This is a genomic window from Rhodococcus (subgen. Prescottella) equi (assembly GCF_003013675.1).
GTDB classification, from domain to species: Bacteria; Actinomycetota; Actinomycetes; order Mycobacteriales; family Mycobacteriaceae; genus Prescottella; species Prescottella equi.
The window spans coordinates 957593-970315 of the sequence record NZ_CP027793.1 but is presented as its reverse complement, the minus strand read 5'-3'; the positions used below and the strand labels follow the sequence as shown (position 1 = coordinate 970315).

At 70.3% G+C, this 12723-nt stretch carries 11 protein-coding genes; 3 read left to right on the top strand and 8 right to left on the bottom strand.

Features of this window, described 5'->3' with window-relative positions; genetic code table 11:
* The first annotated feature begins 21 nt into the window (after nucleotides 1-21).
* Nucleotides 22-468, top strand: coding sequence for a PPOX class F420-dependent oxidoreductase (locus tag C7H75_RS04425; RefSeq protein ID WP_064059733.1), 447 nt, complete (start codon nucleotides 22-24; stop codon nucleotides 466-468).
* Nucleotides 469-474: 6 nt separating this feature from the next.
* Here the strand turns inward: C7H75_RS04425 and C7H75_RS04420 are convergent, their stop codons facing one another.
* From C7H75_RS04420 to C7H75_RS04385, 8 genes are all read right to left on the bottom strand, one after another.
* Entirely contained in the window at nucleotides 475-1140 is a 666-nt protein-coding gene (locus tag C7H75_RS04420; RefSeq protein WP_064077809.1) for a CPBP family intramembrane glutamic endopeptidase, read from the bottom strand.
* Nucleotides 1137-2918 carry an alpha/beta hydrolase gene (locus C7H75_RS04415; protein WP_084843954.1) on the bottom strand — a complete coding sequence of 594 codons (1782 nt, stop codon included), beginning with the start codon at nucleotides 2916-2918 and terminating at the stop codon, nucleotides 1137-1139. Before C7H75_RS04415 ends, C7H75_RS04420 begins: the two co-directional genes overlap by 4 nt.
* A 3-nt stretch (nucleotides 2919-2921) precedes the next feature.
* Nucleotides 2922-5201: a phosphoribosylformylglycinamidine synthase subunit PurL gene (purL, locus tag C7H75_RS04410; protein ID WP_005515401.1), complete on the bottom strand. Its 2280-nt coding sequence runs from the start codon at nucleotides 5199-5201 to the stop codon at nucleotides 2922-2924.
* A gap of 141 nt (nucleotides 5202-5342) precedes the next feature.
* Nucleotides 5343-6632, bottom strand: a complete 1290-nt coding sequence (locus C7H75_RS04405) for a M18 family aminopeptidase (RefSeq protein ID WP_175280013.1) — start codon at nucleotides 6630-6632, stop codon at nucleotides 5343-5345.
* A gap of 53 nt (nucleotides 6633-6685) precedes the next feature.
* Nucleotides 6686-7036 (bottom strand): VOC family protein, encoded by a 351-nt coding sequence (locus C7H75_RS04400; protein WP_005515403.1) that lies wholly within the window; start codon nucleotides 7034-7036, stop codon nucleotides 6686-6688.
* A gap of 32 nt (nucleotides 7037-7068) precedes the next feature.
* Nucleotides 7069-7548 carry a carboxymuconolactone decarboxylase family protein gene (locus C7H75_RS04395; RefSeq protein ID WP_005515404.1) on the bottom strand — a complete coding sequence of 160 codons (480 nt, stop codon included), beginning with the start codon at nucleotides 7546-7548 and terminating at the stop codon, nucleotides 7069-7071.
* Nucleotides 7545-8672 (bottom strand): NAD(P)H-dependent amine dehydrogenase family protein, encoded by a 1128-nt coding sequence (locus C7H75_RS04390; RefSeq protein ID WP_175274710.1) that lies wholly within the window; start codon nucleotides 8670-8672, stop codon nucleotides 7545-7547. Before C7H75_RS04390 ends, C7H75_RS04395 begins: the two co-directional genes overlap by 4 nt.
* A gap of 52 nt (nucleotides 8673-8724) precedes the next feature.
* Entirely contained in the window at nucleotides 8725-10152 is a 1428-nt protein-coding gene (locus tag C7H75_RS04385; protein WP_005515406.1) for a C4-dicarboxylate transporter DctA, read from the bottom strand.
* 175 nt (nucleotides 10153-10327) lie between these two features.
* Between C7H75_RS04385 and C7H75_RS04380 the strand changes: the two genes are divergently transcribed.
* Together C7H75_RS04380 and C7H75_RS04375 are read left to right on the top strand one after the other, a co-directional pair.
* On the top strand, nucleotides 10328-11938 hold the full coding sequence (locus tag C7H75_RS04380) for a sensor histidine kinase (protein WP_175280057.1): 1611 nt from the start codon (nucleotides 10328-10330) through the stop codon (nucleotides 11936-11938).
* Nucleotides 11935-12645, top strand: a complete 711-nt coding sequence (locus tag C7H75_RS04375) for a response regulator (protein ID WP_106850985.1) — start codon at nucleotides 11935-11937, stop codon at nucleotides 12643-12645. The genes C7H75_RS04380 and C7H75_RS04375 overlap by 4 nt, the downstream gene beginning before the upstream one ends.
* Nucleotides 12646-12723: the final 78 nt, after the last annotated feature.

Below are 12723 nucleotides of genomic sequence, written 5' to 3'. Positions count from 1 at the left end.
GACACCGCGGTTGCACGAGCCATGAGCACCGACGTCGACACGCAACGCCCGCTTCTCGAACTCGTTGCGTCACAGAACAAGGCCGTCCTCGCGACCGTCAAGCACGACGGCCGTCCGCAGCTGTCCAACGTCCTGTACGCGTGGGATCCGGACACCCGCATCGCCCGGGTCTCGGTCACCGCCGATCGCGCGAAGACTCGCAACGCGGCGCGCGATCCCCGGGTGTCACTGCACGTGAGTGCACCCGACTTCTGGAGTTACGCCGTCGTCGAGGGCGATGCGGACCTGTCCGCGGTGGCCGCCGATCCGCACGACGCCGCGACCGACGAACTCGTCGACGTCTACCGGACGGCCACGGGGCGCGAGCACGAGGACTGGGAGGAGTTCCGGCGCGCCATGGTCGACGAGCGCCGGCAGGTGCTGCGTGTCCGCACCGACCGCGTGTACGGCATGGCGCAGTTGCCCTGACACCCGTCACACCGGCGGCAGCGGCACCTCGCGGGCCCCGGTGGTCACCTGGATGCGGCGCAGCAGCAGCGCGCCGCCGGCATTGACGGCCAGGTGCAGCAGCGCGGGCGCGAGCAGGCTGCCGCTGCGGGCGCGCAGCCAGTCGAACACGAGGGACGCCGCCGCGGTGAACGCGACGGTGCCCGGCACCGAGTCGTCCGCGACGTGCGCAGGATGTACGTGCCACAGCCCGAACGTGACCGCGCGGATCGCGGTCGCCCCCGCCGGCGGGAACGCCCGTTCGGTGACCGCCGTGAGCAGTCCGCGGAACAGCAACTCCTCCGTCGCGACGGTGCCGAACGGGATGTGCGCCGACACCCATTCGGCGAAGTCGTCCCGCACGTCGTCGGGAACGGCGAAACGGTCGTGCAGCGACGGCACCGCCAGCGCGACCGCGTAGCCCACCACGGGGAGGGCGGCAGCCGCACTCCCCCAGCGCAACCCGGCCCGGATGTTGCCCAACCCCAGTTCGTCCCGGCGCAGACCGCAGGCGGACCCGGCCGCTGTCGCGCCCGCGGCCACCACCGTGCCCGCGATCGCCCGGTGCCGCGACGACAGCCGCAGCGCAGGCAACACACCGTTGTTCCAGGCGACGAGCGCCGTGCCGAACCCGAGCGCCGCCGCGCGTCTCACTTCTCGGGCCCGTCGTGGCCACGCAACGACTCGAGCACGCCACGCACCCGTTCGGTGTCGGCCGGCGTCCAGCCGTCCGGGGACGTGACCGCGACCCAGCCGTCGAGGATGACGGTGCCGTAGTTGTGGCCGTGCCCGTCCGGGACGCCGGCCGCGTTCGCGAGGTCCGCACTCACCTGCCAGAACGTGACGAACGGGAACCACTTCATCGACGGCAACCGGTCGAAACCGGGTGGCTCCGAAAGCCAGTCGGGTCGTGAGAAGGCCAGGTCCGGCGACCACCACACCACCGGATCCGACGGGTGCTGGATGTAGAGCACTCGCGGCTCGAGCCACGGTCCGGGGCTGCCGGGGATCGCGTCGGCGTCGTCGGCGAACCGTACGACGAGCCCGTCGGCGTACACCGGCTGCACCTCGGGTGTGCCGGGGTCGCGGCGCTCGGTGAGCGCGCTCCACAGCGGGTTCGCGTTGGGCGGGCCCACCCACAGCACACCGTCGACGGTCTCCCGGATGTCGGCGAGGCCGTCGAACGCGCCCTCGCCGGCCTGGGTGCCGAGGCTCTCGCCGTACACGTACAACTTGGGGCGGGTGGCCTCCGGTTTGGTGAGCCACCGGTCGTGCACCGCCCGGATCAGCGCGTTGCCGGCGACGGCGGCCCGGCCGCGGTCGGCGACGAACGAGATCCAGCTCGGCATGTACGAGTACTGGGCCGCGACGAGAGCGCTGTCGCCGTTCTCGACGAGTTCGATCGCCTGCGCGGCGGTGGGGTTGACCCAGCCGGTTCCGGTGGTCGGGATGATGACGAGCGTCTTGCGTTCGAAGGCCTTGGTCCGCTCGAGCTCGTCCAGCACGACGTCCATGCGGGCGGCCGTGTCGTCGGCGGTCTCTAGACCCGCGTACACCCGGATCGGCTCCTTGGCGGGTGCGCCGTTGGCGGCGGTGAGTGCGTCGGCGTCGATACCGCCGGAGACGAAGTTGCGGCCCTCGAACCCGAGGGTGTCCCACGGCGCGGCCGACGCCGGACTTCCCGACTTCTCGGGCAGGATCGGCTGCACCGCGCCGGGCCGCGTCTCGTTGTTCTGCAGACTGAAGATCGAGTTGACGACGCCGTATCCGACCCGCAGCAGGATGCCGTCGACCAACATGAACACGAGCACCAGGACGACGGCGAACCCGGCCGCCGATGCGGCGGGCCGCGGGATCTTCAGCCACTTGTTGAGCTGGCGGGCGACCCAGCGGACGAGGTCGCGCAGCACGCGCCACAGTGAGATGAGTGCCGCCGCCACCAGCAGACTCAGTCCCCCGGTGCGGATGTAGCCGGTGGTGGTGGTGCCCTCGGCGTTCATCAGCGCCGACAGTTCCCGTTGCCAGCCGGCCGAATAGATGAGCATCGTGATCGCGGCGAGCGCCGACACCACGGGTACCAGCACCTTGATGGCGCGCATGTACCGGTCCGGAAGCGGCCACCACGGCCGGCGCGCGAGCCCGAACTCGTACACGAGCCAGCCGATCGCGGTGCCGACCGCGTAGCCGAAGGCGGCGTTGATGCCGCCGATCAGCCCCTGATAGAGCCAGTCGCGCGGCAGCAGCGACGGCGTCAACGACCAGCAGAAGAAGAGCGACGCGAAGGCGATGCCGGTGAAATCGAGCTTCAGCAGGCCCCACGCCCAGAGGACGAACGGGTGGCGCTGGTCGAACCCGGGGACGGCAGGGGTCGAGGGCTGCGGGTCCTCCCGCAGCTCAGCGACCGCCTCCCGTTCGATCCCCGAGTCCGTCACGCATCACCCGAACAGTGCCGGAAGCGTCGCCTCGTGTGCCTCGCGCAGCTCGGCCATGGTCACCGAGAACTGACCCTGGACCTCGACGGAATCGGAACCCTCGTCGACCACACCGATACGCACCCACGGGAGGTTACGGGCCGTGCACATACCGGTAAAGCGAGTTTCCTCGGTGCGCGGCACCGCGACCAGCACGCGACCGGCCGACTCGGAGAACAGCGTCACGAACGGGTCCTCGCCCTCGGGCAGCAGGATCCGGCAGCCGGTCTCGCCGGCCAGCGCGGCCTCGACGACGGCCTGTGCGAGACCACCCTCGGACAGGTCGTGTGCGGCCGAGATCAGGCCGTCCCGCGACCCCGCGAGCAGGATGTCCGCCAGCAGGCGCTCACGCTCGAGGTCGACCTTCGGCGGGACACCGCCGAGGTGACCGTGCTCGACCTGCGCCCAGATGGAGCCGTCGAACTCGTCACGGGTCTCCCCCAACAGGATCAACGTCTCACCGGGCTCGAGGCCCAGGCCGGTCGGGATACGACGGTGCACGTCGTCGATCACACCGAGGACGGCGACGACCGGCGTCGGCAGGATCGCGGTCGAACCCGTCTGGTTGTAGAAACTGACGTTGCCGCCCGTGACCGGGATACCGAGCTGCGCGCAACCGTCCGCCAGGCCGCGCACGGCCTGCTGGAACTGCCACATGACACCCGGATCCTCCGGCGAACCGAAGTTGAGGCAGTTGGAGACGGCCTTCGGGGTCGCGCCGGTGACGGCGACGTTGCGGTACGCCTCGGCCAGCGCGAGCTGCGCACCGGCGTAGGGGTCGAGCATCGTGTAACGGCCCGATGCGTCGGTGGCGAGCGCGATGCCGCGTCCGGTCTCCTCGTCGATGCGGACGACGCCGCCGTCGGCGTTCTCCGCGAGCACGGTGTTGCCGCGCACGTAACGGTCGTACTGCTCGGTGATCCACTTGCGGCTGCACAGCGCCGGCGAGGAGATCATCTTCAGCAGCGTGGCCTTCAGCTCGTCCGCCGTCTCGGGGCGCTTCAGGTTCGCAGTGGTGTCGGCGATCAGCGCGTCCTGCGTGTCGGGGCGCGCGACCGGGCGCTCGTACACCGGGCCCTCGTGGGCGATGGTGTTGGCCGGGGCGTCGACGACGGTCTCGCCGTGCCAGTCGATGACGAGATGCTCGCCGTCGGTGACCTCACCGATCACGGTGGCCAGGACGTCCCACTTCTTGCAGACCTCCATGAACGCGTCGACGTTCTCGGGGGCGACGACCGCGCACATGCGCTCCTGCGACTCGCTGGAGAGCACCTCGGCGGGGGTCATGCCGGTGGCACGCGTCGGGACCAGGTCGAGGTCGATGTGCATGCCGCCGTCGCCGGCCGCCGCCAGCTCGGACGTCGCGCAGGACAGGCCGGCACCACCGAGGTCCTGGATGCCGACGACCAGCTTCTCGCGGTACAGGTCGAGGCAGCACTCGATGAGCACCTTCTCGGTGAACGGGTCGCCGACCTGGACGGCGGGCAGCTTCTTGGGGCGGCCGCCGGCGCTGTCGTCGAACGTCTCGGACGCGAGGACGGAGACGCCGCCGATGCCGTCGAGGCCGGTGCGTGCACCGAACAGGATGATCTTGTTACCGGCGCCGGACGCGAATGCCAGGTGCAGGTCCTCGACGCGCATCGCGCCCGCGCACAGCGCGTTCACGAGCGGGTTGCCCTGGTACGAGGAGTCGAACACGGTCTCGCCGCCGACGTTGGGCAGGCCGAGGGAGTTGCCGTAGCCGCCGATGCCGCGCACGACGCCGTCGACGACGCGGCGGGTGTCGGCGTGGTCCGCGGCACCGAAGCGCAGCTGGTCCATGACCGCGATCGGACGCGCGCCCATCGCCATGATGTCGCGGACGATGCCGCCGACGCCGGTCGCCGCGCCCTGGTAGGGCTCGATGTACGACGGGTGGTTGTGCGACTCGACCTTGAACGTGACCGCCCAGCCGTCCCCGATGTCGACGACGCCGGCGTTCTCGCCGATCCCCGCGAGCATCGACGCGCGCATCTCGTCGGTCGTGGTCTCACCGAAGTACTTGAGATGGACCTTCGAGGACTTGTACGAGCAGTGCTCGCTCCACATCACCGAGTACATCGCGAGCTCGGCGTCGGTGGGACGGCGGCCGAGAATCTCCTTGATGCGGGCGTACTCGTCGTCCTTGAGGCCCAGCTCCTTGAACGGCTGAGCGACGTCGGGAGTCGCGGAAGCGTTGGTGACGGTATCTACCTGCGGAGACACGGGGCGTGTGGTCCCTTCCCTCTGGGATCGAATGGGCAGGCCGGGCGGCGGGCTGCCAGGGCAAAGTCTAGCCGGGGGCGCCGACGCGCTGCGCACCCACCGCGCACCGTCGCGCACGCCGCCCCGACCGGACCGGCAGAGCTAGCGCACCGGCGTCAGGAAAGCCGCGAGGGCGTCGGCGTACATCCCGACGTCCCGGGCACCCATCAACTCCCGGGCAGAGTGCATCGCAAGCTGCGGCGCCCCGACGTCCACGGTCGACAGACCGGTCCGCGACGCGGTGATGGGACCGATGGTGGACCCGCACGGCAGGTCCGCACGATGCACGTACCGCTGCAGCGGCACCCCGGCACGATCGCAGGCCAGCGCGAATTCGGCTGCGCCGGCCGCATCCGACGCGTAACGCAGGCTCTGGTTGACCTTGAGCACCGGCCCGCCGTTGATCGCGATCCGGTGTGCGGGCTCGTGCCGATCCGGGTAGTTCGGGTGCGTCGCGTGCGCCATGTCGCCCGACGCACACACCGACCCGGACATCGCGCGCAGGAAGTCCTCGCGTCCGCCGCCGCGCAGCAGCACGATGCGCTCGAGCACCGAGTTCAGCAGGTCCGAGAACGCACCCCGGTCGGACATGCTGCCGACCTCCTCGTGGTCGAAGAGCGCGAGGACCGGCGTGGAGTCGCCGGGCTCGGCGACGGCGGCGAGCAATGCCTGCGTCCCGGCGTAGCAGGTGCCCTGATTGTCGAGGCGCGGCGCACTCACCAGCGACGCGTCCTCGCCCACCACCGTCGACGGCGCCAGGTCGTGGGTCATCAGCTCCCAGCCGAGGACCGCGTCGGCGGCCACCCCGGCTTCGTCGGCGAGGAACCCGATGAACGAGCGCGGCTCGCTGCCGGTGCCCCACACCGCGTTGAGGTGACGCTGCGGATCCAGCTGCACACCCTTGCGTTCCTCGGACAGGTGAATCGCCAGCTGCGGCACCCGCAGGATGGGCCGGTCCACACGGACCAGCACCTCCTGCACGGCGTCACCGGCGCGGACACTGAGTCGCCCCGAAATGCCGAGGTCGCGGTCGAGCCACGAGTTGAGCCACGCACCGCCGTACGGCTCGAGGCCGACCAGCAGCCAGCCCGCCGAGACGAGGTCGGGGTGCTGCTTGACCCGCAGGTTCGGGCTGTCGGTGTGCCCGCCGACGATGCGGAACGGCGACGCCGGGCCGGCCGACACGCCCTCGGTGCTCCACGCGATGAGGGAACCGCCGCGGACCAGGTAGTACCGGCCGGGCGCCGACGGCCACGCGTCCGTCTCCTGCAACTCGGTGAAGCCGTTCGCGGACAGCTCCGACGCCACCGTTGCACACACGTGGAACGGCGACGGCGAAGCGTCGACGAACGAACACAATCCCTGGGCGTCTGCCTGTGTCATCGATGGCATACCGACCATCATGGCAGTACCGCGTTCCGGACTCAGTGAGCTCCCGAGACGACTCAGTGGGCTCCCGAGACGCAGAACTGGTTGCCCTGGGGGTCGGCGAACGTGACCCAGCGGAAGCCGTCCATGTTCTCGCGGTGCACCTCGGTGGCGCCGGCCGCGAGGACCCGCTCGACCTCGGCGTCGAGATCGCCCGAACCGAGGTCCATGTGCTGGCGGTTCTTGCCGGGGGTGGGGTCGTCCACCTTCTGGAAGCCCAATTTCTGGTTCCAGCCGGGGATTCCGACCATGTAGAACCAGCCGTCGTTCTCCTGCTCGATCGTGCCGCCGGTGAGGTCCGCCCACCACTTCGCGAGCGGTCCGGGGTCGGTGGAGTCGATCGTGATCATGCCGAGTGTGAGTGCCATGACCGGACGCTAGCGCGTGGGTCCGACAAGCGTCAGAGTTCCGGCAGCGCGCACACCGTGTCGAGGCCGAGGACGTGGTTGAGGCGCCCGGACGCGATCCACGACCCGATGCACATGCTCAGCTCAACGATCTCGCGCTGGCTGTAGTGCTCGGTCATCCGCGCCCAGAACTCGTCGTCGAGGTTGTGGTGATCGAGCGCGTACCGCTGCGCGTACTCGGCGGCCAGGCGGGTCCGGTCGTCGAACGCATCTGTGGTGCGCCAGTTCTCGACGGCCTCGAAGAATCCGTCCTCGACCTTCTCGCCGTCGCGGTCCGTGCGCCAGTCCATGCACACGATGCAGCCGTTGATCTGGGCGATACGCAGCCGCGCGGCCTCGAATTCGCGCAGTCCCAGTGTGGATTTCGCGTAGACCGCCAGCGACAGTTTGGACGCGGGGATGCCGATCTCGGGCACCAGTTCGCCCCACACGTAGCCGACGGGGTCCTTGCCCTCGGGAATGTCGATTCTCATTGCTCGATCCTTCCGGTTGCCCCCAGTGTGCCCGCCGCGGCGGGTCCTGTCGCCGAAAATCCCAGTGCGGGCGTAGGCCGTAGCGGCACGTCGAGGGCGTCGTACAGTCCCGGTTCGGCTTCGACGAGCCAGTCGATCGCGCCCACGAGGCGTCCGACAGCCGTCGCGTTGCCGCCCGCGGCCCGGCTACCGCCCTCGTCGGTGGCCTCCACGGAGACCTCGATCCGCGGCCGGCCCTCGACGATCACCCGGTGCGCTCCGGCGCCACCGTCGGGCGGCATCGGCCAGTCGGTCGCGCACGAGGGGTGGATCCTGGTGACGTGCTCGACGACGATCCGCGGCACTCCTCCGACGACGCCCTGCACCTCGAAGCGCAGCGCGCCCTGGGTGCCGGCCGCGAAAACGCCCATCGTCGCGGTGGTGACGTCGGACTCGAGGGGCCGCCGCTGCACGGTCTCGCGGATCTCGTCGAGATCGACACCGAGCGCCCGCGCCATCAGCCGGATCTGCCCACCCCACACCATGGTCGGCACCGACGGCGCGATCATCGGCGGTTCGTAGTCCATCGGCTGGCCCATCCCGACGAGATAGCGCACCGAGTCGGGCTGGTCGTACGTGGAGTAGTCGAAGATCTCCTGGCAGCGGAGCACGTCCACGACGGACCCCAGACCGCTGAGCAACAGCGGCAGGACGTCGTTGCCCCAGCCCGGATCGACCCCGGAGACGAACAGCGACCCGCCCGCCGCGCCGATCGCGTCGAGCACCGGTTGCCGCACCTCGGGCGGCGCGCTGCGGTGGTCGTACAGCGCGTACACCGACGGCGTCACCACCACCGCGCCCGTGCGCAGGATGCGGACGATGTCGGCGAGCGCGTCGTCGGGGCGGATGTCGCCGGACGCCGCGTACACGACCGCGTCGGGCCGGGACGCGAGGACCGCCTCGACGTCGTCGGTGGCCGACACGCCCGTGTCGACGCCGACGTCCCCGAGGTCGCCGGCGTCGCGGCCCACCTTGGCGGGGTCGTGCACGACGACCGCGGACAACTGCAGGCGGGGATTGGCGTGCACGGCGCGGATCGCCGCGCGTCCGACGTTGCCGGTGCCCCAGACGGCGGTGGTGATCATGCGCGGCACGCTAGCGAAGGTCGGTACGCCGTGTGACCGGTTCGGGCATACGTCAGGCGCTGGCCAGTTCGCGATCGGCGGCCGTGGTGGGCACGACGGTCGGCCGGGCCGGCGCCTCGTCCGCCGGCGACTGCGGGTCGTGGTCGTCCACCATGGTCGATTCGTCGAACGGAATCTCACCGTCGAGGACGGCCCGGACCCGCTCGGTGTCGACGGACTTGGTCCAGGTGCCGACGAGCAGGGTGGCGACGGCGTTGCCCGAGAAGTTGGTGACGGCACGGGCCTCCGACATGAAGCGGTCGATACCGACGATGAGGCCGACGCCGTCGAGGAGTTCGGGTCGATGGCTCTGCAGACCGCCCGCGAGGGTGGCCAGTCCGGCGCCGCTGACGCCTGCCGCACCCTTCGACGCGATGATCATGAACACCAGCAGCGACAGCTGTTCGGGCAGGGCCAGCGGTTGTCCCATGGCGTCGGCGATGAAGATCGACGCCATCGTCAGGTAGATCGCGGTGCCGTCGAGGTTGAACGAGTACCCGGTGGGCACCACGACGCCCACGGTGGTGCGCTCGACGCCGACGTGCTCCATCTTCGCGATGAGCCGGGGCAACGCGGACTCCGACGACGAGGTCGCGAAGATCAGCAGGTACTCGCGGGCGAGGTAGCGCACCAACTTGAAGATCGAGATCCCGGCGAAAGCCCGCAGGATGCTGCCCAGGACGCCGAACACGAAGATCAGGCACGTCAGGTAGAAGCCGAGCATGAGCGCACCGAGCTGGACGACGGCCCCGAGTCCGGTCTGCCCGACGACGTTGGCGATCGCGCCGAAGGCACCGATCGGCGCCAGCCACAGGATCATCGACAGCACCTTGAAGACGAGCTTCTGCACGTAGCCGATGCCGCGGAGCACGGGCTCGCCCTGCTTGCCCATCGCCTGCAGTCCGAAGCCGACGAGCAGCGCGACGAACAGGGTCTGCAGCACGCTGCCCGCGGTGAGCGACGACAGCAGCGACGTCGGGATGATCGACGCGACGAAGTCCATCGTGCCGCCCGCCGCGTGTGCCTTCTCGGCGAGCGCGGCCCCGGTGCTCGCGGTGTCCGGCGTGATGTCGAGCCCGCTGCCCGGGTTGAGCAGGTTGCCGACGACCAGGCCGATACCGAGCGCGACGGTGGACATGCCGATGAAGTACGCGAGGGCGAGGCCACCGACCTTGCCGACGCTCGCGGCCGCGCGCACCGAGCCGATGCCGAGCACGATGGTGCAGAAGATCACCGGGCTGATCATCATCTTGATCAGGTCCACGAACATCGTGCCGAGCACGCCGAGCGACTTGCCCGCGTCCGGCGCGAGCCAGCCGACGAGTACACCGGCGACGACGGCGACCACGACGCCGACGTAGAGCCAGTGCGTACGGTCACGCGTCTTCTTGCTCTCGACGGGTTGCGCCGGCCCCGGCGTCCCTGCTGCACTCGTGCTCATGCGGTGTCCTCTTGGTCGGATGGATTGCGCGACGAGTCGACTCGGTTGATCTTCGAGTGATCGGGGTCACGCCGACTCGCTTGTGAATGCTGGTACCCGACGAGGCCGCGGAGAAGTTTGTGTTCATTAGTTTCACGAGAGGATTCACGTGCCCCTCGGCACCTCCCGCCGACCGATGAGCGTCGCGCGTCAGCTACTCCTCCTGCAGCTGGTGGTGTTGGCGCTGGTCATCGCGGCCGGATCGGCGTTCGCGATCATCGACGAACGGCGGGACTCCGACGGCGCCACCCGCCGCGAGGTGACACACGTCGCAGAGACCCTCGCACTGTCCGACGCGACGATCGCCGCGCTGCGTGGCCCCGACCCGACCTCAGCGCTCCAGCCCGAGGTCGAACGCATCCGGGAGGCGACCGGGACGGACTTCATCGTCGTCATGGCCCCCGACCGCACGCGTTTCACGCACCCGGACCCGACGCTGATCGGGCAGCGCTTCGAGGGCCACATCGAGCAGGCCCTGGCCGGCGAGACGTTCACCGAGACGTACACCGGTTCGCTCGGGCCGTCGATCCGCGCGGTCGCTCCGGTGGAGTCGGACGGGCAAGTGGTGGGTCTGGTGTCGGTGGGTGTCACGCGTGAGCGCGTCGGTGAGCAGTTCGCACAGGGGGTGCCCTCGATGTTGGGGATCGCCGCGATCGCGGTGGTGATCGCGGCCGTCGGCGCCGCTCTGGTGAGCCGTCGCCTGCGCCGGCAGACCCTCGGACTCGACCCCGACCAGTTGCGCCGACTGTACGAGCACCACGACGCGGTGCTCCGGTCGATCGGCGAGGGCCTGATCGTGTTCGGTCGCGATCGCGACGGGCGGGTCCGCGTGGACGTCGTGAACGACGAGGCGCGACGCCTGCTGTGGCTGCCCGACGGTCCGATCACGCCGGACCAGCTGCCCGAGACGCTGCGGCGCATCGGCCCCGACGCCGACGGCGAACAGGACGAGGTGCACGTGACCGCCGACCGGCTGCTGGTGGTGGGCCGGGCTCCCGTCCTGTGGGAGGGTCGACGGATCGGGACCGTGGTGACACTGCGCGACCACACCGAGTTGCAAAGTGTCCTGGGCGAACTCGATTCCGCGCGCAGCGTCGCGGAGTCGCTGCGCGCACAGGCGCACGAGTACGCGAACCGCCTGCACACGATCGTCACGATGGTCGAGCTGGGCCGCACCGACGAGGCCGTCGCGTTCACGACCGCCGAACTCACCACCTCACAGCACCTCATCGACCGGCTCACCGCGGCCGTACACGAACCCGCGCTGGCCGCGCTGCTGCTCGGCAAGGTGACCGAGGCGGCGCAGCAGGGTGTCGAACTGACCGTCACCGAGGACACCGCGCTGGGACCGGCGACGGCGCTCGGACCACTCGAACTCGTCACGGTGGTCGGCAATCTGGTGGACAACGCGATCGACGCCGCTCGATCGGAGGGCGACGCCCGCCCCTGGGTGGAAGTGACGGTGACGGAAGAGGATTCGATGCTGGTGATCCGGGTGGCCGACAGCGGCCCGGGTATGGATCCCGACGCCCTCGCCCAGGCGACGACACGCGGGTACTCCACCAAATCGGTGGACGGACGACCGGCCCGACAGCGCGGTCTGGGGCTGGCGCTGGTCGCGCAGATCGTCACGCGACACGGTGGCCGTCTGCACACCGAGCCCTCGCTCGCGGGCATGCTGGTGGTCGAGGTCCCGCTGCCGCGCCGGGCGCGACGTCACGATTCCGGGGAGGTCGAGGATCGATGATCCGGGTGCTGATCGTCGAGGACGAGGTGCTGATCGCCGAGGCGCACCGTTCGTATGTCGAACGGGCCGAGGGCTTCTCGGTGCACGCGGTGGCACACACCGCGAAGGACGCGATGCGGGCCGTGGCCGACGCCGCGGCCGCCGGGGAGCCGGTGGACCTCGTCCTGCTCGACATCGGTCTGCCCGACGCGAGCGGTCTCGATCTGGCGGTCACGCTCGGCGGTGTGCGCCCCAGCCCCGGCATCATCGCCGTCACCTCCGCCCGCGATCTCGACGTCGTGCGGACCGCGGTGGCGCGCGGTGTGGTGCTGTACCTGCTCAAGCCGTTCACGTTCGCGGCGCTCCGCGAGAAGCTCGAGCACTACCGACAGTTCCGCGCCGCCCTCCCCGATGGTGGGACGGCGGTGAGTCAGCGCGACATCGATCGCGCCATGGCCGTCCTGCGCACCACCGATGCGCGCGCCGGCGCCCCGAAGGGTGTCGCCCCGCACACCGCGGACCTGATCAGTGCGTGCGTGCGCGACGCCGGTCGGGCGTTGACGGCGGCGGAGGTCGCCGCCGTCGTCGGGGTCTCCCGGGTCACGGCATGGCGCTATCTCGAGCGCTTCGCCGACGACGGCGTGCTCACACGAGAGACCGAGTACGGTCGCGCCGGGCGTCCCCAGGTGCGGTACACCTGGGCGGCGTCTTCCGGTCCGATCCGGTAGCGCGAGCCCAGGGCGAGCCCCGGAGGAGCCCGGGACGGGCCCCGGAAACGACACGGTCGCCGCAGCCGCTCGGTATCG

Excerpts from the sequence above, each read along its gene's own strand:
- C7H75_RS04425 (WP_064059733.1), top strand. The coding sequence starts at position 22 with ATGAGCACCGACGTCGACACGCAACGCCCGCTTCTCGAACTCGTTGCG.
- C7H75_RS04405 (WP_175280013.1), bottom strand. The coding sequence starts at position 6,632 with ATGCCATCGATGACACAGGCAGACGCCCAGGGATTGTGTTCGTTCGTC.
- C7H75_RS04400 (WP_005515403.1), bottom strand. The coding sequence starts at position 7,036 with ATGGCACTCACACTCGGCATGATCACGATCGACTCCACCGACCCCGGA.
- C7H75_RS04395 (WP_005515404.1), bottom strand. The coding sequence starts at position 7,548 with ATGAGAATCGACATTCCCGAGGGCAAGGACCCCGTCGGCTACGTGTGG.
- C7H75_RS04390 (WP_175274710.1), bottom strand. The coding sequence starts at position 8,672 with ATGATCACCACCGCCGTCTGGGGCACCGGCAACGTCGGACGCGCGGCG.
- C7H75_RS04385 (WP_005515406.1), bottom strand. The coding sequence starts at position 10,152 with ATGAGCACGAGTGCAGCAGGGACGCCGGGGCCGGCGCAACCCGTCGAG.
- C7H75_RS04380 (WP_175280057.1), top strand. The coding sequence starts at position 10,328 with ATGAGCGTCGCGCGTCAGCTACTCCTCCTGCAGCTGGTGGTGTTGGCG.
- C7H75_RS04375 (WP_106850985.1), top strand. The coding sequence starts at position 11,935 with ATGATCCGGGTGCTGATCGTCGAGGACGAGGTGCTGATCGCCGAGGCG.